The 19,130-nt window shown below is 52.8% G+C and carries 19 protein-coding genes; 4 read left to right on the forward strand and 15 right to left on the reverse strand.

What is annotated here, in order from left to right; all coding sequences use genetic code 11:
• Window positions 1-3: 3 nt before the first annotated feature.
• The 3 genes from gnd to zwf form a co-directional block, all read right to left on the reverse strand.
• Window positions 4-1,416: an NADP-dependent phosphogluconate dehydrogenase gene (gene gnd / locus MJ257_RS19420; protein WP_240270801.1), complete on the reverse strand. Its 1,413-nt coding sequence runs from the start codon at window positions 1,414-1,416 to the stop codon at window positions 4-6.
• Window positions 1,417-1,492: 76 nt separating this feature from the next.
• Window positions 1,493-2,155 (reverse strand): fructose-6-phosphate aldolase, encoded by a 663-nt coding sequence (fsa, locus tag MJ257_RS19425; protein WP_240270802.1) that lies wholly within the window; start codon window positions 2,153-2,155, stop codon window positions 1,493-1,495.
• Between the two features lie 67 nt (window positions 2,156-2,222).
• Window positions 2,223-3,755, reverse strand: coding sequence for a glucose-6-phosphate dehydrogenase (zwf, locus tag MJ257_RS19430; protein WP_240270803.1), 1,533 nt, complete (start codon window positions 3,753-3,755; stop codon window positions 2,223-2,225).
• Window positions 3,756-3,939: 184 nt separating this feature from the next.
• Here zwf and MJ257_RS19435 point away from each other — a divergent pair, with 184 nt between their 5' ends.
• On the forward strand, window positions 3,940-4,818 hold the full coding sequence (locus MJ257_RS19435; protein ID WP_240270805.1) for a LysR family transcriptional regulator: 879 nt from the start codon (window positions 3,940-3,942) through the stop codon (window positions 4,816-4,818).
• A gap of 197 nt (window positions 4,819-5,015) precedes the next feature.
• Here the strand turns inward: MJ257_RS19435 and MJ257_RS19440 are convergent, their stop codons facing one another.
• Window positions 5,016-5,459, reverse strand: a complete 444-nt coding sequence (locus MJ257_RS19440) for a MarR family winged helix-turn-helix transcriptional regulator (RefSeq protein WP_240270806.1) — start codon at window positions 5,457-5,459, stop codon at window positions 5,016-5,018.
• A 119-nt stretch (window positions 5,460-5,578) separates the two neighbouring features.
• Between MJ257_RS19440 and MJ257_RS19445 the strand changes: the two genes are divergently transcribed.
• Window positions 5,579-6,109, forward strand: a complete 531-nt coding sequence (locus MJ257_RS19445; protein ID WP_240270807.1) for a CarD family transcriptional regulator — start codon at window positions 5,579-5,581, stop codon at window positions 6,107-6,109.
• Between the two features lie 51 nt (window positions 6,110-6,160).
• On the opposite strand, the gene MJ257_RS19450 is transcribed toward MJ257_RS19445, so the two are convergent.
• From MJ257_RS19450 to MJ257_RS19470, 5 genes are all read right to left on the reverse strand, one after another.
• Window positions 6,161-7,027: a spermine/spermidine synthase domain-containing protein gene (locus tag MJ257_RS19450; protein WP_240270808.1), complete on the reverse strand. Its 867-nt coding sequence runs from the start codon at window positions 7,025-7,027 to the stop codon at window positions 6,161-6,163.
• Window positions 7,028-7,029: 2 nt separating this feature from the next.
• Window positions 7,030-7,596, reverse strand: coding sequence for a DUF4256 domain-containing protein (locus MJ257_RS19455; protein WP_240270809.1), 567 nt, complete (start codon window positions 7,594-7,596; stop codon window positions 7,030-7,032).
• A gap of 35 nt (window positions 7,597-7,631) precedes the next feature.
• Window positions 7,632-8,801 carry a DUF4317 domain-containing protein gene (locus tag MJ257_RS19460; RefSeq protein ID WP_240270810.1) on the reverse strand — a complete coding sequence of 390 codons (1,170 nt, stop codon included), beginning with the start codon at window positions 8,799-8,801 and terminating at the stop codon, window positions 7,632-7,634.
• Between the two features lie 192 nt (window positions 8,802-8,993).
• The gene (locus MJ257_RS19465; RefSeq protein ID WP_240270811.1) at window positions 8,994-9,638 is read right to left on the reverse strand and encodes a peroxiredoxin-like family protein; all 645 of its coding nucleotides are present in this window, start codon (window positions 9,636-9,638) and stop codon (window positions 8,994-8,996) included.
• Window positions 9,639-9,662: 24 nt separating this feature from the next.
• Complete coding sequence (locus MJ257_RS19470; RefSeq protein WP_240270812.1) at window positions 9,663-10,355, reverse strand: cytochrome c biogenesis CcdA family protein; 693 nt, start codon at window positions 10,353-10,355, stop codon at window positions 9,663-9,665.
• A gap of 475 nt (window positions 10,356-10,830) precedes the next feature.
• Between MJ257_RS19470 and MJ257_RS19475 the strand changes: the two genes are divergently transcribed.
• Window positions 10,831-11,541 carry a response regulator transcription factor gene (locus tag MJ257_RS19475; RefSeq protein WP_240270813.1) on the forward strand — a complete coding sequence of 237 codons (711 nt, stop codon included), beginning with the start codon at window positions 10,831-10,833 and terminating at the stop codon, window positions 11,539-11,541.
• A 125-nt stretch (window positions 11,542-11,666) separates the two neighbouring features.
• Window positions 11,667-12,572, forward strand: a complete 906-nt coding sequence (locus tag MJ257_RS19480) for a HAMP domain-containing sensor histidine kinase (RefSeq protein WP_240270814.1) — start codon at window positions 11,667-11,669, stop codon at window positions 12,570-12,572.
• 32 nt (window positions 12,573-12,604) lie between these two features.
• Here MJ257_RS19480 and MJ257_RS19485 read toward each other — a convergent pair whose 3' ends face one another.
• From MJ257_RS19485 to MJ257_RS19510, 6 genes are all read right to left on the reverse strand, one after another.
• Window positions 12,605-13,354 (reverse strand): GNAT family N-acetyltransferase, encoded by a 750-nt coding sequence (locus MJ257_RS19485; RefSeq protein WP_240270815.1) that lies wholly within the window; start codon window positions 13,352-13,354, stop codon window positions 12,605-12,607.
• A gap of 19 nt (window positions 13,355-13,373) precedes the next feature.
• Window positions 13,374-14,819: a 23S rRNA (uracil(1939)-C(5))-methyltransferase RlmD gene (gene rlmD / locus MJ257_RS19490; RefSeq protein WP_240270816.1), complete on the reverse strand. Its 1,446-nt coding sequence runs from the start codon at window positions 14,817-14,819 to the stop codon at window positions 13,374-13,376.
• Window positions 14,820-14,909: 90 nt separating this feature from the next.
• Entirely contained in the window at window positions 14,910-15,098 is a 189-nt protein-coding gene (locus MJ257_RS19495) for a CLC_0170 family protein (protein ID WP_240270817.1), read from the reverse strand.
• Between the two features lie 11 nt (window positions 15,099-15,109).
• On the reverse strand, window positions 15,110-16,336 hold the full coding sequence (locus MJ257_RS19500) for a Ger(x)C family spore germination protein (RefSeq protein ID WP_240270818.1): 1,227 nt from the start codon (window positions 16,334-16,336) through the stop codon (window positions 15,110-15,112).
• A complete protein-coding gene (locus MJ257_RS19505; protein ID WP_240270819.1) occupies window positions 16,329-17,426 on the reverse strand; it encodes a GerAB/ArcD/ProY family transporter in 1,098 nt (365 codons plus the stop codon). The genes MJ257_RS19500 and MJ257_RS19505 overlap by 8 nt, the downstream gene beginning before the upstream one ends.
• Window positions 17,374-19,059: a spore germination protein gene (locus MJ257_RS19510; protein WP_240270820.1), complete on the reverse strand. Its 1,686-nt coding sequence runs from the start codon at window positions 19,057-19,059 to the stop codon at window positions 17,374-17,376. The genes MJ257_RS19505 and MJ257_RS19510 overlap by 53 nt, the downstream gene beginning before the upstream one ends.
• Between the last annotated feature and the right edge of the window lie 71 nt (window positions 19,060-19,130).

The following is a 19,130-nucleotide window of genomic DNA, read 5'->3' on the forward strand; positions in this document are numbered from 1 at the left end:
CGATTATTTCTCGAACCATTGAAAATGGAACGTTCCTTCCTGGTCGACGCGTTCGAACGTATGGGCGCCGAAGTAGTCGCGCTGCGCTTGCAGCAGGTTGGCCGGCAGGCGCTCAGAGCGGTAGCTGTCGTAGTAGGCCAGAGCGGAGGAGAAGGCCGGTACCGGAATGCCACGCGTGACGGCGGTGGCGATAACCTGTCTCCAAGCATCTTGGTAGTTCTCCACAACGTCTTTGAAGTAATCGTCCAGCAGCAGGTTTTTGAGCTCTGGGTCACGGTCGTAAGCGTCCTTGATGTTCTGCAGGAAGCGGGCGCGAATGATGCAGCCGCCGCGGAAAATCATCGCGATGGCGCCGTAATTCAGATCCCAGCCGTATTCCTCGGAAGCGAGACGCATCTGCGCGAAGCCTTGGGCGTACGACGCGATTTTGCTGGCGTACAGCGCTTTGCGGACGGCCTCGATGAATGCTTGCTTGTCGCCTTCATACGGTTTGGTGGCCGGACCGCTCAGCCGTTTGCTGGCGGCGACGCGTTCGGCCTTCATCGCAGAGATGAAGCGCGCGAACACCGACTCGGTGATGATGGACAGCGGTACGCCGAGATCAAGGGCGCTTTGGCTGGTCCATTTGCCGGTGCCTTTTTGGCCGGCGGCATCGAGAATGACGTCCACCATCGGTTGGCCGGTGGCCGGATCTTTCTTGCCGAAAATGTCGGCGGTAATTTCGATCAGGTAGCTGTCCAGCTCGCCGTTGTTCCACTCGGTGAAGATGTCATGCAGTTCGTCCACGCCAAGCCCGAGCACGTCTTTCAGCAACTGGTAGGCTTCGCCGATCAGCTGCATGTCGCCGTATTCGATTCCGTTGTGGACCATCTTCACGTAATGGCCGGCGCCGTCCGGACCGATGTAGGTCGAGCAGGGATCGCCGTTCACTTTGGCCGATATCGCCATCAGAATCGGCTCAACCAGCTCGTAGGCATCCCGCTGACCGCCCGGCATAATGGCCGGGCCTTTCAGCGCGCCTTCTTCGCCGCCGGACACGCCGGCTCCGATATAGCGGAAGCCTTGGGCTTCCAACTCCTTGTTGCGGCGCTGCGTATCCGGGAAGTGGGCGTTGCCGCCGTCGATCAGGATGTCGCCCTTCTCCAGATAAGGGACAAGCTGGTTGATCGTGTCGTCGGTCGGTTTGCCGGCTTTCACCATGATCAGGATTCTACGCGGGGTTTCCAGCGCCTGCACGAATTCTTCGATGCTATAGGTGCCGACGAAATTTTTGCCCGGCGCTTCTTCCAGCAATTCCTTGGTTTTCTCGGCCGAACGGTTGTACAAGGCAACGGAGAAGCCGTTGCTTTCGATATTCAGTGCGAGGTTCTTGCCCATAACGGCCAGGCCGACGACCCCGATTTGTTGTTTCTTCATTTGTATTTCCCTCCAAACCTATCCGCGAATATTTTTCTTAAAATGCGAGTTCAAAAAGTTAGTTTTTCAGCACCTCTTAAAGCGAATTTTTCCAGTCGGCGGCGAATTTCGCCAGCCCTTGATCCGTAAGCGGATGTTTAGCCAGTTGCTCGATCACGCCAAACGGAATCGTGGCGATATGGGCCCCAGCTAACGCTACACGGGTGACGTGGTCCGGGTGACGAACGGAGGCCGCGATGATTTGCGCGTCCAAGCCATGAACCCGGAACAACTCCGCTATTTTTGCAACCAATAGCACGCCATCTTCCGAAATATCGTCTAAGCGGCCGAGAAATGGCGATACGTACGTGGCACCGGCACGGGCGGCGAGAAGGGCCTGATTGACCGTGAAGATCAAGGTAACGTTGGTCTTGACGCCTTTTTGAGCCAGATACTTGGTCGCTTCGAGGCCGGCCAGCGTCATCGGCAGTTTGATCGTGATGCGCGGGTCATGGTTGTTGATTTTGATCAACTCGTCCGCTTGGGCAATCATCTCTTCGGCGGTGAGCGCCTCCGGCGTCACTTCAGCCGAAACGGATTCGACATCGGGGACGGCCTGCAGGATTTCGGCGATGCGGTCTTCGAACTTGACGCCTTCCTTGGCTACCAGGGAAGGGTTGGTCGTCACCCCGGACAAGACCCCGATTTTATGGGCTTTTTTAATGTCCTCCAGATTCGCGGTGTCAACAAAAAACTTCATCACAAATCCCTCCAATTTGTAAAATACAGATTTGAGATATCGGAGCAAAAAGCTCGGTCATCCCCCGTTATTTGATGGACAATGGCTCCTGGGTCAACGGCGTGCCGGCGTTTGTCGCTTCGGATGCGGCTTCGCTCTCTTGGTCGAACCACCACTCGAAGCCGTCTTTGGCCAACAGCTCGTGCGCGGCTTGCGGACCGAAGCTGCCCGCCGGATATTCGTGCAACGGAACCTCGTTGGCCGCATAGGCGTCCAGGATCGGCTGCACCCATTTCCAGGACAACTCGACTTCGTCCCAGTGCGCAAAGAAGGAGGAGTCGCCGCGGAGCGCGTCATAAATCAGGTTCTCGTAAGCTTCGGGCACATCGCTGCCGCTCTTGTGGGATCCGATCAAGACCTTCGTGAGATCCTGTTGCTGCGCTTCGCCTTCCGTGTTCAGGCGCAGGTAAATGCCTTCGTTCGGACTGATTTCGAACACGAGCAAATTCGGTGCACCGCCGTTGTTCGCCGCGGAGAGTTGCTTAACCGGCTCCCGGAACTCGATGACGATGCGCGTCGCTTTCTCCTTCATGCGTTTGCCGGTGCGGATGTAGAACGGAATCCCCCGCCAGAAATCGTCTTCGATTTGCAGCTTGGCGGCAATAAACGTGTCGTTATGGGAATCCTGCGGGATCCCGGCCTCGTCCTTGTAGCCGACGACCGGCTTCCCTTGAATCGACCCGCTTGCATATTGACCGCGGACCACTTGGGTGGCAACGTCCTGACGGAGCAGCGGTTCGAGCGATTGCATGACGTGTTTCTTCTTATAACGCACCTGCTCCGAATCGTCGCCCTTCGGCAGATGTCCGGCGAGCATCATCAACAGTTGCAGCATATGATTTTGGAACATGTCGCGCAACGCTCCGGAATGGTCGTAATAGCCGGCTCTTTCCTCAACGCCGACGGTTTCGCTGGCCGTAATTTGCACGTTGGCGATATAACGGTTATTCCAGGAAGCCTGAAGCACCGGATTCGTCTGCTGCAGCAGTTGGAGCTTCTGCACCATCGGTTTGCCAAGGTAGTGGTCGATCCGGAAAATTTCCTCTTCGGTAAAAGCTTTGCTGAGCTGCGCGTTGAAGTCGCGGGCGGATTGCAAATCGCGGCCGAACGGTTTTTCGATCACGAGGCGTTTCCAGCCCTTCGTTTCGCCCAGCCCGCTTTCCTCGATATGGGCGGCGATCGTCTCGAACAGCTCGGGGCCTACCGACAAATAAAAGAGCCGGTTAGGCGCAACCCCTAAGGTTTGCTCGCGTTCTGCGACCCGTTGCAGCAGGCTTTGATAATCTTCCTTACGGTCGACGTTCAGCACATGGTAGCCGAAGAAGCCGAGGAACTGGTTCACGGCCTCCGCATCGCTGGCTTTCCGCCGCGAAAAGCTGTGCAGAGACCGCTCGATGTTTGCCTTAAAGGTCTCATCGGACCATTCTCTGCGGCCCAAGCCGATCACGGAAAAATCAACCGGCAGCTTTCCATCCAAAAACAAATTAAACAGGGCAGGGTAAATTTTGCGTTTCGCTAAATCCCCGGTTGCCCCAAACAATACGAACGTATTGGCATCCATCCAGGTTCTCTCCTCTCGGCATAGCTTTTCATTTATGTGTTTTGGGACGGCGGCCCATCGAATTCCAAGTGTATCCGCCTAAATCCCATCTTTAAGCTATGGATTATTTTGACTTCCTCCACTATAATACGAATATATCCATAGGTGAAATTAATATATTTGACAGGAGCTATAGACCACATTTATGACTAACAATTATGAATTATATAAAGTGTTCTATTGGGCGGCCAAAACCGGCAGCTTGACCCAAGCGGCTAATGCGTTGTTCTTGACGCAACCCAGCGTCAGCCATGCCATCAAGCAGTTGGAGGAAAGCTTCGGTCTCCCGTTGTTTTACCGTAACTCCAAGGGGGTGTCCCTGACGCAGGAGGGGAGGGTCTTGTACTCCTATATCGAGCAATCGCACATTCTGATCTCCCTGGCGGAGAAAAAAATGGCCGAGCTCAAAAACCTCGATACCGGCGTACTGCGAATCGGCGGCAGCGATTCGTTGTTCAAGCATTACTTGCTTCCGTATATAGAGGAGTTTCACCGCCGTTATCCGGATGTCGGGATCCAGTTGCTTCATGGCACGACTCCGGAAATCATGGGTTACTTGAAGGAAGGGAAGATCGACCTTGGCGTCGCCCGGATGCCGATTGTCGATTCCCATATCGAAGTGCGGGAAGGGATTCAACTGCAGGATTGCTTCGTGGCCGGCTGCGCCTACGCCGATCTTAAGGACAAAACGATTTCGCTGGACGCCCTGCTGGAGCACCCGCTTATCTTGTTCTCGCGCAACAGCCGGGCCCGCATGGCGATCACGGAGATGTTTCAGGAATACGGATACGAGCTCAAACCGGAAATCGAGGTTGGCAGCGTTGACCTGCTGATCGAATTGGCGCGCAAAGGACTAGGAGTGTCCTACGTAGCCCGGGAATTCGTGTCGAAGGAGCTGGAAGAGGGCTCGCTGTTTGAAATTCGCCTGGATGTGGAGCTGCCGCCGTCGCAGGTGGGGATCATGAATATGCGGAACATGCCGCTCACGAGCGCAGCCCAGAAGTTCATCGAGGAATTCCGTTAAGAGAAATCGACACGCTGGCGAAACGGAAATCGTTATGCCGGAAGCGGCGATGATCACGGCAGCGGATAACACGAACGCGCGATGGCTGGAGTGCCCCCTATCGTGCTGCCTTGTTTCGTCAGCGTGGAAGGGATGATGCGGTACGGCGGAGCCAATCTGTAAAAAAAGAAGGAGGGGGATTCCCTCCTTCTTTATTTTTACAAAACCTCGTTCAAGTTGCCCCAATCGGCCTTTAACAGCTTCTTTAGCCGTTCGACCTGATCGGTTCCGAGGGCATCCGCGATTTTTTGCTCCAGCGTTGCTTTGATCGAGGCGTTTTTCTCATAACAGCTTTCGCCTAATGGAGTTAATCCCAAGCATTTCTCCTTCTTGTTGTTCTGGGCTTGGGTTACCTCGACCAGACCCTTGGATTCCAAACTCTTGATGAATTTATGGGTGGCTTGCCGCGAAATATCCACCTGCCGAGTCACCTGCGAAATCGTCGGATTCCGCTTATAAATCCTTGCCATGATAAACCACTCTGAATTGGAGATGTAAATCTCGTGCCGGTCGTTCCATAACTGCTCGCAGATGGAGCGAAGCTGGACATGACGTTCGCTCAGCAGGTCGATCAGGTCCAAATGCTCGAATCCGGGGTGCACCCTATCCCTCCGTTCCGTTTCGGTTCCTATTTCTCCTACACTATACAAAAACAGCCGTACATTGTCAATTTAGTTGACATTTTGATGAAATAAGAGTATAGTAATGATAGTCAACTAAGTTGACAAAAGAGAGAGGCGGGATCACGACCATGTTTCATGAGGGGGATTTGATCATTTATTCGGTGCATGGCGTTTGCCGCATCGACGAGGTTTGCGTCAAATCGCTAGCTGGCGTTTCCAAGTCTTATTATGAATTGCATCCGCTCGGCAACGAGACCTTAAAAATTAGCACTCCGGTCGATAATGCGTCGGTGCTGATGCAAAAATTGATGGGTCCCGAGGAGGCCAAGACGTTGATCGATTCGTTTCGGGCACCGGGCATCCCATGGATTGATAACAATAATGAACGGCATCACCGTTATGCCGCGATCGTAAAAACGGGCAACCGGGAAGAGATCACGAAAGTTGCCAGTACGTTGATGCGAAAGAAACAAGGGGCCGAGCTGAATCATAAGAAACTGGGCAACCAGGATAATCAGCTGTTGCTCGGAATTCAGAACATCCTGTTCAATGAGATGGCCATCGCCTTGAACATGACCTTCGAGGACGTCGTGAACGAGGTCCAAGGGAAGGTTGCCGCGAATTTATAAAAGGTTTCGTCATGAAAGAAGAGAGGTGCAGTCGCGCCTCTCTTCTTTGTTCTATAAATAGCACCGAATCGACTTTTCAATCCAATATGAGAACTTGGTTCCCGGATGTTGGCTTTCGACCTGCTTCATCTGAAGATACAGGTCGATCCCGTCGGATACGTCATGCCATAAATCGGTGAACACATAATCAAATGGATCTTGGGCCAGTCGTGTGCGGGCAAACTCGAAAGCCTCCGCATGAACGACATGAATTTTGTGGGCCTGCTTGAATTGGGGCAGGAGATGTTGCTTAAACAATCGGATGACGTCTTCGTTGATCTCCACGATCGTGACGCTGTCCACGTCGTCCTTCTCCGCAACCATATACGCGAAGTAACCAAGACCCAGCCCAAAGGTCAGGACACGCCCGGAAGCTTCGGCGACGGGTTGCTTCATCGTTTCGATCTCGTTCGGGGTCACCGTCATCCAGACGCGTCCTTGTTCCAAGACTGCCGGATACTTGAATTCGGCGGGGAAAAATCCGACTTGGGGAATCTGCCGTCCTTCTGCGGTTTGCTGGATATCATTGAACACAAAACCCTCGAACGGCTTATAACATTCGTATTTCAGCTCGCTGCCGCCGATGCGGACGGCGGGGATGCGGATATTCCGATAATACGGGTTTTGCTCGTATTCGCCGGTGTCCAGCAGGTGGATCATCGGGTGAAAATAATGGTTGAACAGCTCTTTATCCCCGGGATTCTTGAGGATATCCAGCCCGAATTTGGCGGCGAGCAGTAGCTTGAAGGCGTATTCGGCCGTAACGCCGTTTTGGACGATCTCGCCGATTTCCGCCTCGCCGATCAGGTCGGGCGCGTGGTTTAAATAACTGCCCATGAAGGCAAAAATTTTGCGATTGTCTTGGAGGATTTGTTCCATGTTCAGACCTTGAGCAATCCGCGGAACCCTCTGGCACCGTAATAGGATTCTGCTCCGTTGTGGTACACGAAGACCGTGTCATAACGGCGGTCACAGAAGAGGGCACCGCCAAGCTTCCGGATCGAAGCAGGGGTATGCACCCAACTTGATGTCTTTAGATCGAAATTCCCAAGCTTTTGCAGCTCCCGGTATTGTTCTTCCGTTAACAGCTCAATGCCCATGGCCTCCGCCATATTCACCGCGCTGTCTTCCGGTTTATGCTGCTTTCTCGACTCCAGTGCTTCATGATCGTAACAGATGCTTCTGCGGCCCTTGGGCGTTTCCGCCGAACAGTCTACAAATACAAATTCATCCGTCTGCTCGTCATACCCAATCACGTCCGGCTCGCCGCCGGTCCGTTCCATTTCATGGAGCGACCCTAACTTCTTGGGCAGAGCCTCCAGCTTGGCTTGCACATGAGCCCATTCCAACCCGGGGTGTCGGCTCATGTTTTTCTCGAATCGGGCCTTCAAGGCTTGAAGCAGTTCTTCCCGCTGTTCCGGCAACAAGTCCGTATGTTCGTTTCTCATCATGACGCCTCCTTCGCGTGATTGATCCTTAACTCCTATAGTTCTTCCGTGTTAAGCGTAAATCCTTCAATTACCGCATCCTCGTCAACCTCGATCAGGATGCAACGTTTGCCGTGGTAATTCACTTGTTTCACGTACTTTAAATCCTGCGGGCTCACCGAAATCGTGGCCACCTTCGTATCGATCTTGATCGATTTCGAAGTAAACTTCGGCACGACGCTGCTCGCTTTGATTTCGTAGTTTTTGTCGTCGACGACCGTTTGGTATGCAAGCTCCACTTTTTCCGTCGTTACGTTCTCCACGCCGCTTGCCGTCAGCACGCGCTCAACGTCTTTATAATCCAGCTTCGGCGGTTCTTCCTCTTCATGGGTTTCGATCACCTGCTGAATTTCTTCGTATACGCTCGCAATCGTGGAGGCGTCCAGCTGATCCCCGGCAATTTCCTTGACGATATCCTCGAAGATCGCTCTCTCTTCCAGCGCGGTAACGGTCTTCTCGGCATTCAAGACTTGATCGATAAAATGCTGATTCGGATCGTTCACTTTGCCCGCGCAATACAGTACCCGATTCACGTCGGAGAATCCGTCCGTTACGCTAGGGTAGAAGAAACCTTGCTCCGGCGTACGCAGCTTGATGATCGGATCGACGATGACGTTGTATTTGAATTCGCGTTCGATATAATCGAACATCAGTGTTTTTCGCTGCGGTTCCGTGGAATTGATGCTGCATAAAATAAACGGATTTGCGAACATCTCGTCGTTTTCGCTCTCCTCGGCTTCCTCGTTGCGTTCCTTGGTAGGTTTGTAGTATTGTCCGCGAACGAAAGTGATCACCGTATCCCGCTCATACTTCGTATCCTCCAGCATTTTCTCCACCAGCAGAAGCATTAAATCATGCCATTCCTCGGCATCCCCGGTGACCAGGGCTTGATGGAGAAGAGGCTGCGAGGGCTTGTCCGATTCCGGCTGCTCCTGGAACTTTAACTCGAACAGCTTCTGATCCAATTCACCGGCCAGCAGCTTTTTGAAATTGCCCATGTGCAGTTCTTGCTTCTCCCGCTCCAGAAGCTCGAACGGCGTTCGTTCAAAATGATAGATTTCATTCGTTTCCTTCATAATATAGACGTTAAGAATGTCGTAAATACTAAGTCTTTCGTGATCTAACTTGAACTGTTTGCGAATATAAGCGACTTCTTTCTTGATCAAGATAATTCCCCTTTGCAAAAAGTCAATATTTGCATTGTACTACAATGCTCGTCAACTGTCATGATACGCGAAAACGAAAAAGACCCAAACTGTCAAAGAGGATCGGCCGAAGCCAAAACTCTTTTGCAGGTTGGATCCGTGGGAATGAGCCGAAGCTCGGACGCGTGTATTCTTTGAATCGGGGAAGGCTGTTTACAGCTTCCTTAATTCATCTATAATATCCTCCGTCTCCCAGCGTTTCATAAAATCCGGGTTCACGTACGCGGAGCGGATGATGCCGGACTCGTCGATCATGAAGGTGGAAGGGATGGGGAGGACCCACCGATCGGTCGCGTTGTATTCGGCTAGATCCATCTGGAACAGGTTTGTCATGATCTCCTGCATGTACGACGGTACATCATACAAAATATTGTAAAAGGCGGCCACCAGACCCTTTGTGTCGCTTAGCACCTGGAACTCAAGCTGTTCCTTCTCCTGATGGGACAGCGTATTGTCCGGACTTTGAGGGCTAACGGCGATAAGTCTGGCGCCGAGCGCATGAATCTCCGGCAGCAACTTCTGATAGGAACGAAGCTGCGAGTTGCAAAACGGGCACCAGCCGCCGCGGTAAAAGGTGAGCACGACGGGGCCTTTAGCCAGTTCGTCGGATAAGTGAACGGGCTGACCCAGCGAATTTTTCAACGTAAAATCCTTCGCCTTCTGGCCTTCCTGCAGTCCATACGGAATCCCCGACTCCTGCTGCTCCCGGATCAAACGAAACATCGCGGCTTGAACCTCTAAGGGCGATTGGGCGATGAACTGTTGTTTTATTTCATCCAGCGTTTGATTTAATGACATACGTAAATTCCTCCTAAGATGGATTTATTTCATGAGTCCAACAATCAATAAGATGATCCCAAGTGCGATGGAGATGTAGCCGGCGATTTTTTTGATCGGACCGCCCCATTTCGACAGCTTGCGGAGAATGGAAATGGAGAAGACCGCAACCAATCCGAGAATCACGCCCTTGCCCAGGGAGTAAGTCGACATGAGCAATGCGCCGTGAAGCGGACTGCCTTGAAGGGCAATATAGCTGATCAGCGCGAAAAAGATCGGGATCGCACAGGGCGATATGACCAGTCCATAGGGAATCCCCAGCTTGAAAGCGGCCAGCAGGCCAGGCTGTTGATCCGGCCGGCTCATCGGTTTCTGGAATGCAGGCATGGCAAAGGAAATGACGCCTAACAGCTGCAGCCCGGCCAAGATGTCAAAGAGCGGCGGGATCCAGGTCAGCAAGTGATATTTCTCAATAAAAGGAAGGAACTGCTGGCCAAGCAGGGCGAAAATCAAACCCGCTAACAACGAAGTGACGACCATTCCTAAGATAAAGTGAAATGCAATCGCCAGGGCCTTTTTCCTACTGCCGTCGGCTCCCTTTTGGACATACCCTCCGAACATCGCAAGTACAGGTAAATAGCAGGCCAACACTGCGCTCACGATGCCAACAATGAACACCAGAATGTAGGTCGAGGCGGAAATGCCGCCCGAGATCGTAAAATGATATAAATTTTCCATTAGTGACTCCTTTGATCTAGTGAATGATCTTCGTGATGGAGCAACTCATACACACGTTCACGAAGTTGGGGCAAGGCGGGCAAAGTGCCAAATTCCGTTTTCCCGTTGATGAGAATCGCTCCGGCGCTAAATAAGTTCAGTTCTTGGAGACGTTCAAACTGATCAACGACATTTAATTCCTGGATTTCAATTTGCGGAACATCTTCCGCGACTTACTTGACCAGCTTGATCGCTCTCTGACAAATGGAACACCCCGGTCCAGCAGATACCACTTCAATTAACAGATAGACCTCCTCCTTTACTCCATGTAGTGAACCATCCTCCCCGTTTCAGGAAGATTTGTTTTTGATTATAAAGGCCGGGCTGTTAAATCCTTGTTAAGTGGAGCTTCCGCAGACCCCAGGACTTGCTCGCATCCCGAAAACGGGTATGATATGGTATTGTCATTGATGTCATTGGAGAAAGGGGGGGGCTTATGCGCATCCTTATTGTTGAAGATGAGGAAGATCTAGCACGTGCATTAGCCAAAGGACTAAAGCGGGAAGGGTATGCCGTGGACATCGCGCTGGACGGGCTGATCGGCTGGGAGATGGCGGATACGAATGAGTACGATGTGATGATTCTCGACATCAATCTTCCGGAGCTCGACGGCATTTCGCTTTGTCAGCAAATTCGCCGGTCCTCGCACCATCCCGATGTACTTATCCTCATGCTGACTGCACGCAGCCACCCGGATGAGGTGGAAGAGGGATTGGATTCCGGGGCGGATGACTATCTCCGTAAACCATTTGTGTTTAATGAATTACTTGCCCGGATCCGGGCGCTGCTTCGCCGGAGCTCGTCCGTGAAAAGCCCGGTTCTCCAATACGAGGAGCTGACCCTCGATACGAATCGAAAGGAAGTTTGGTTTAGGAAGGAACGGATTTCATTAACACGAAAAGAGTTTGGTCTGCTCGAATATCTGATGCTGTATCCCGGTGAGGTCATCTCGTCGGAACGGCTACTGGAGCATGTTTGGGACATCCATGCCGATCCCCTGTCCTCTACGGTCCGGGTTCACATCAACTCGTTACGGAGAAAACTCTCACACCATGATCCGGAGGCCGGAGAGAGGTATATTCAGACGGTTCAAGGTCATGGGTACAAGTGGGCAGCCTTTGCTGCTAAGAAAGAGGAAATGGAATGAGAAGAGGATATCGTCTTTCACTGCGTCTCAGATTAACGCTATTAGAAATTCTTTTTCTGGCCGTCTTAATTACGTTATATGTATCGATAGAAACTTTCTTCTCTACGACTCGGATTGTACCGGAGATGCAGGGGCGTATCCTCAGCTTGTTGGTTGTTCTTACGGGGATGGTGCTCAGCGCGCAATGGCTCGCCGTGATCATCTTGAAGCCCGTAAAACGAATGAGCGAAACCGCGGCGGGTATTACCGCTTCTACTCTGCATAAACGATTGGAGATCGATGAGCTTCAGGATGAATTGAAGAAGCTGGGGATTACCTTTAATACGATGCTGGACGGGTTGGAGCATTCGTTTAACCAGCAGGCCAGGTTTGTTTCGGCGGCCGCACATGAGTTAAGAACCCCGCTTTCCATCCTGCGCACGAATCTGGAAGTGGCCGGGAATAGCCGGAGCATTGATCCGGACGAATGGTTAGAGTACAGGGAGACAACGGAGCGGACGCTTGCGCGGCTGGAATCTTTAACGGAGGATTTGCTGCTGCTGGCTGACAGGACGTACGAACGGGAGGATCGGGAACACCATGCGGTGGAGCTCGCTGACATTCTCGAAGATGTCCTTTCCTTTATGGAACCGATGGCCGATAAACACGGGGTGACGCTTCATTTGAAGGAGCCCTGTACGGCCTTGGTGAAGGGGGAGGAAGGCTTCTTATTCCTCGTTTTCCGTAACCTGCTGGATAATGCCATCCGGTATAATCGGCCTAATGGGAGCGTTACGCTGCAGGTCACGGAAGAGGAAGGACAGGTGGTGGTTCGAATGTCGGATACCGGGAAGGGAATTCCCTTGGAGTCCAGGGAATTGATTTTTGAGCGGTTTTATCGCCTCGACTCGTCACGGGCGCGCAGGCATGGCGGCGCCGGCCTAGGTCTGTCGATCGTCCGCCATTTGCTCGCTTTCTTCCAGGGAACCGTTGAACTGGAGACAAGTTCGGAAGCAGGGAGTGTGTTTAAGGTTACGTTGCTCCGGGGTTAAACCGAAGGACCCGGGGCAATTCATCCATTGGGTTAGCTCTTTAATATCTTTTCTAACGAACCCACATCAAGCAGGTTCACGGTTACAAATTTTCCTTTATAAAATGCCCCCCAGTTATTAAAAACCCCGGGCAAGTCTTTTGCCTTTTCTAACGAGTCAACCGGAATAATAGATGCTGTCACCTTATGATCACTACAGTACTGCTTAATATCTTCGATCTTCTGAAGGATGAACGGACACTGCATGCTGTAATAAATCGTCAGTTCCTGATTCTCGATCTGTTGTTTTCTTGCTTTATCTGTAAACTTCGGTAGGGTCCCGTCAAATGAAAGTGCCAATAATTCATACCCGTCTTCGGTAGTGTCAACCGATTCAAACCCGTACTTTTTAGCAAAGGACTGATTGGAAAGCCAGTTCTTCTGCTTTTTTGCGCCAAGCATACAAACACCGGACATCCCTTTTTCTTTTGCATCTAAAATGCAGTCATCCATCAATGCTTTCGCGTAACCTTTTCCCTTAAAATCACCGGAGACCCATAAGCAATAAATATAATAATAGTTATTGCCTACCACGGGAGTCCACGCTGACTTTAAGGGTGCATACTCAATAAAACAGCAGCCCTTAGCGTTTAGCTTTCTAAACACATGACCTTCCTTCAATCGATCGGCAAGCCATGCTCGTTTCGCTTCAACACCTGGGTGAGGTTTCTTGCTTCTTATGATGCAACATAAATGTTCATCTACGAGGTTATCCTGCGTTAAATTAATAAACTCCTCCAGCATGCGTTCATGCCTCCGTCATCTATTTTTTTGACAGCAAAACAACCGCCTCCACATGGGCCGTCTGCGGGAACATGTCCACCGGCTGTACCCACTCCAGCGAATAACCGCCGTCCAGGAGCGCCTTGCAATCCTTCGCCAGGGTGGACGGGTTGCAGGAGACGTAGACGAAGCGCTTGGGTTTCGTCTTCAGTACCGCTTCAAGGAAGCGGGGATCCAGCCCGGTACGCGGCGGGTCGGCGACAACCACGTCCGGTGCGAAACCGGACTTCACCCAGCGGGGGAGAAGCTCCTCCGCGTATCCGGCGTAAAACGCAGCGTTATTCCGCCCGTTGCGGGCGGCATTGGCTTTGGCGTCCTCCACGGCCTCGGGAATCGATTCGATGCCGCGGACTTCCTTTGCGTAAGGCGCCAGCCACAAGCCGATCGTACCGGTGCCGCAATACGCGTCGACGACGGTTTCGCGGCCCGTTAAACCGGCGGCCGCACGTACGGATTCATACAGCTTGACCGTCTGGAGCGGGTTCAGTTGGAAGAAGGCACGGGGGGATAAAGTGAATTCCAGGTCGCCAAGCGATTCCTGAATACTGTCCGCTCCCCACAGGATTTCCGTCCGGTTGCCGAACACGAGCGAGGTGTTCTTCGGGTTCACGTTCATCGCAATGCTGGTGAGTTCCGGCATGGCCAGCCGCAGTTCCTTGATCAATTCCTCCCGTCGCGGCAGCTTGTCGCTGGAGGTCACGAGCGTGACCTGCAACTGCCCGGACTGAAAGCCGACGCGGACGACAATCGTGCGGACGAGTCCTTGATTGCCTTTCTCCTTATATACCGGAATGCCGAGACGCTGCAGCACGTTCCGCGTCTTGTCCACCGCTTCGTTTACCTTCGGGTGCTGGATCGGGCATCCGCTAATGTCGATCAGCTTGTGGGAGTCGGCAGCATACAAGCCGGCGATCATGCCTTCCTGGGCCATGCCTAATTGCAGTTGCGCCTTATTGCGGTAACCCCAAGGGTGATCCATGCCCAGCATCGGTTTCAGGCGTACGTCCTGCAGGCCAGCGTAACGCGCAAACGCTTCGCGGATGCCTTCCTCCTTACCGGCCAGCTGACCCTCGTAGGACAAATGCTGGATTTGGCAGCCGCCGCAGATGCCGAACACCGGGCATGGGGCATCGACCCGATGCGGAGAACGCTTCTCGATCTCCCGAATCGCGGCGGCGATATATTTGTTCTCAACGCGGGTGACTTCCGCTTTAATGACCTCTCCGGGAATGCCGCCTTCGACGAATACGGCCTTCCGCCGGTAATAGCCGACGCCTTCTCCGTTAATGCCAAGCCGCTTGATCGTTACGACAATGCGGTCGCCCGCTCGTACCTCGTCGGCCTGTTCCCGTTTGGCGATAGGCGGCTTTGTCCGTTGTTGCGTTTTGTTTCCCGGACGGTTGCCGGAATATTTGCGTTCTTTCATGAATCCTGATTCTCCATCCTAATGAGGTGTGTACTAGACTCAATATACCATGGGAATCCCGGCGGTACCATAACCGGCCCTGGCCGGGGGCTAGAGCTGCAACAAAAGGGAGGTTAGAAAACCGGCACCTGCCAAGACCAGCTGGATCCATCCGGAAATCTTGGCGTATTTCTGTTCCTTAAGCATTTGCTGCACCGTATAGATCTTGTTATCCACCCATAGCAGGATTAGTCCGGAGAACAAGAGTAGGGCCGAGGTAAAAGCGAGCGCGCGATACATACAAACGCCTCCTATTTTGCTTTTAGGCCGGTTCGGCGAATGGAAAGCTCCATATCCACAGATACCGGGATGTCCGCATACATCTGTCCCCAGTCGCTTTTTTGGTGAATGTTGCGTCGCCAGAAGCCGGGGTGTTGAGCCCTTACGTATTCGCCGAAGCCGAATATATCGGAATGGTCGCGCTGCGTTTGGTGGATGAAATCGTAGATCACTTCGGTCGAATCTCGTTCGAAGGCTTCTTCCACTTGGTTGATCTCGGTCGCAGAGTCGATGGAACGCGGGGAGTCGAAATGCTCGTCCAGATTCCCTTCGACGTGGATCTGGAGATGCACACGGGGTTTTCCGTCAACGATACGGACATCGGTTTTGGTGTGGCGTTCCGTGATTCTGGTCATGACGTAACCTAATCCGGGAACCGAAAACAAAACGGAGTATCCTCCCGGATTGTATCCTTTGACTGCCATATACGCCCCGATTTCAACGGTGCTGCTCGTTCTGACAAAGCGACCTCCGCTGAAATAAGCCAATCCTTTGATCAGAATGTTCTCCTTGCCTTGGATGGTGACGTAAGGCAGAAACCCGTCCTGTCCCCAGTTCGATTCCTCAATCCAAAATGTACCCAAATAATTCGGCGGCAACTTTCCCATGCCTACCGCTTTTTCGACCATGGCTTGGACATATAAGGTCGGGATGCGCTCAAGAGGGGGGGCGACCTTCATCAGTAACGCCGCTTCGGTTTCGGAGACGAGCAGCCACGTACGGCGGCGGACCTCCGGATTACGCCGCAAATAATCGTTTAATTCGTCCAGACCGTCCTTGGCAATGCCTTTGCTGATCACGATCACCCGCAAGTGAACGAGATAACGGGGATCCGCGATCTCCTGCTGCAGGTTGTTCAAAGCTTCGTCCAGGCTGTGCCCGTACACTTGAACGACCCAAACCGGGTTTTCCTTCTCGCCGCCGCTTCCCATGCCGCCGCCGCTGGGTCCAAGGGGGACACGACCGGGAACCGCGATTTGGGCGGTCAACCGGAGCATTTTCTTCGGTAGCGGATCATTCTTCTGATGGGTCGCCGCCGTCTCCAACTTCACGCTTTCGGGAGGCGCTTCATCGATGGCAAGACCGAGCACCAGGGCGCGGTTTTCAATTTCCACCTGATCCCAGCAACCGGTTAGGTGAAACGTCAGAGCCAAGCTCAGCAAGCCGAACACCCATCGTTTCCCATTCCTATTATGCATGCGACCGTCCCCCTTTGCGCCGAATCAATGAAGTGATCCAGAGAAACAAGCCATAGCCGGTCAGGAACAGATAGCCGGACTCGTCGGTGATTCGGGAGATGGAGTACAGTTGGAACTGGTCTTGAGGAAGCAGGGAAACGCCAAATAATAAAGGCATCAGGAGGGTAGTCACGAGACGGTGATCTTGCAACTTGAACAGATGGCTTAAGGACAGAGAAGTAATATAATACATGGTATACATCGTCGTGTAGACGTTAATCACCCACATAATGATAAATAGCGCATCCATCCGTTCGATGACGTCGCCGCCGATCGCAATCGACCGCGCCATTTCCAGCGTCGGGTACAACAATTGCAGGGTTTCCTGAACGCCGTAAATCCCGATTGTCGACACGACCAACAGTAGGTACAAGCATCCAGTAACAGCGATGCCCAGCATGGCCGCCTTCAACGCTTGCCTTGGCTTCTCCGTGACCGGAAGCAACACCGTGACGATGAATGCGCCTAAATATAGGGAGGCCGGGGATAACAAGGCTTGCGGCCACTTTGGGGTTTCATTGCCGAGCAGCGGCAGTAAATTCAAGGGCCGCACGGATTTCGTAGCCATCATAATGACGAACAGGAAGGGCAGGATCACAAATGGCCAATAGAACAGAAGAACATAACTGAACTTCACCGCGTTTCTCCTGCAGGAAAAGGCGATCAGGACTACGATCATCAGGATGCTCATCTCGATCGGAGTTTTCCGAAAGACGACCGTGGACAACACTTCTCCAAACTGGCGGAACAATAGGGCCGATGACATGAAAAAACAGGCAAACACAAGAATGTTGGCCAGCAGGGAGGGGAACTTCCCGATTACGCCTTGGCTGTAATCGAAGATCGTCTGATCGCTGAATCGTTGGCTGAGCCGGGTGAAGACGAATAGGCTGAAGGCGGCGCAGCAGGTGCCCGCGACGGTCATGAGCGGTGCGGCGGTACCGGCCGCTCCGGCAATGATTTTGGGGTAGGTCAACGAGTATTGCCCAAAAAGTGCGCTACTGATGACGATGGCCAGCTGAGTCGTGCTGATTTTCTCCGTTATCCGCATTGGTTTTCTCCTCCGGATGAAAGATCTTATCGAAATTCGTTTGGAACGTGCCTTCGGCGCGCCGTGTACGATCAACGGTGTGAAGGTAGCTGGGACGCTTCCCCATCCACCACAACGGAGCCCGAATGAAGGTATCCACAAAGCCTGCCCGTTTCTTGGCCAGGATGGACTGCAGAAACGGCACGCCAAACGACTCCAAGTACAGTAAGTGGTTAATGATGAAGATGCTTCCTATCATCACTCCGTACAATCCGAAAAGACCGGCAAGCACGATGAGCGGGAAGCGGAGCATTCTCATGGCAATCGCCGTATTATATGCCGGGGTGGCAAAGGAGCCGATCGTAGTCAAGGCAACGATCACCACGGTGATCGGACTCGATAAACCGGCGGAAACGGCAGCTTGCCCGATGACCAGGACGCCGACGATCGACAGCGCGCCGCCGATCATTTGCGGCAGGCGAATCGTCGCTTCTCTCAGGATTTCCATCGAAGCTTCCATAATCAGCACTTCCAGCATGGCGGGGAAGGGAACCCCGGCGCGCCCCCCGGAGATGGCTACCGCAAAATCGGTAGGCAGGAGCTCAGGATTATAGGAAATGACGGATACGTACAGCGACGGGAAGAATACGGAGAAGAGCAGGGCAATCAACCTGACGAGCCGCAGCAGGCTGGCGATCATGAACCGCTCGGAATAGTCGTCGACCGTCTGGAAAAATTGGTCGAACAGGGCTGGGACGATCAGCGCAAAGGAGGAACCGTCCACCAGAATCGCGACCCTTCCTTCCAGTAAGGCGGCGACCGTCTTGTCCGGCCGCTCCGTATTTTGGATTTGCGGGAACGGCGAAATCGGTTGATCCTCGATAAACTGCTCAATATAACCTGCGTCGATGATGCCATCGATATTGATCTTGGCCAGCCGTCGCATAACCTCGCCGACGAGATGCGGATCGGCGATGCCGTCGATGTAACAGACGACGGTTTTCGATTTGGTTCGCCTCCCCAGTTCGCCGGTTTCGATGACCAGATCGGCGCTTTGCAGCCGGTAGCGGATCAGCGACAGGTTCGTCTCCAACTGTTCGATAAACCCGTCCCGCGGCCCGCGGATGACCTGCTCGGTTTGAGGCTGTTCGATCGCCCGTTTCTCGACCATCCGCGTATCGAAGGTCATCGCTTCGGCATAGCCGTCGATAAGCAGCAGCGTCTGCCCCTTCATCAGCAGATCCAGCAAGACGCTCCAGTCGGAGCTTTGCTGTCCGATATTCGCGTGCACCCTTTCCCTGTATACCCAGTCAAACGGATTCATCGGCTCCTCCCCCTCCTTGGGCTCAAAGGAACTGAAGGGAAGTTGCAAATTGGCCACAATCCCTTCCTGAATTAACCTTTGATCCGTCATAGAGGAGAGGAACAGCAGAGCAGCGTTTCGTTTTCCCATGATGATCAACCGGCGGACCACTAGATCCGCGGAGTTATGCATCTGGCTTTGAATCGAACTCAAGTTGTTTTCCAGCTCCGCCTCAAGCTGCCGGGGCTCGTTTCCTTTGCTGGAGGAACTGTCCGAGGAAGAAGGCGATGAGGTGGAATTCAAGGGGTGCTTTTTCTTGAACGCTTCGTAATTGGATTTCCAATCCAGCATATCTGCCGCCTCCGGTCTTAGCACATTATTAATAGAGAGTGTTAGTCTTTTTGGAAAAGTTTATGTACCCG

It is taken from the genome of Paenibacillus timonensis, assembly GCF_022427145.1.
Lineage (GTDB): Bacteria > Bacillota > Bacilli > Paenibacillales > Paenibacillaceae > Fontibacillus > Fontibacillus timonensis.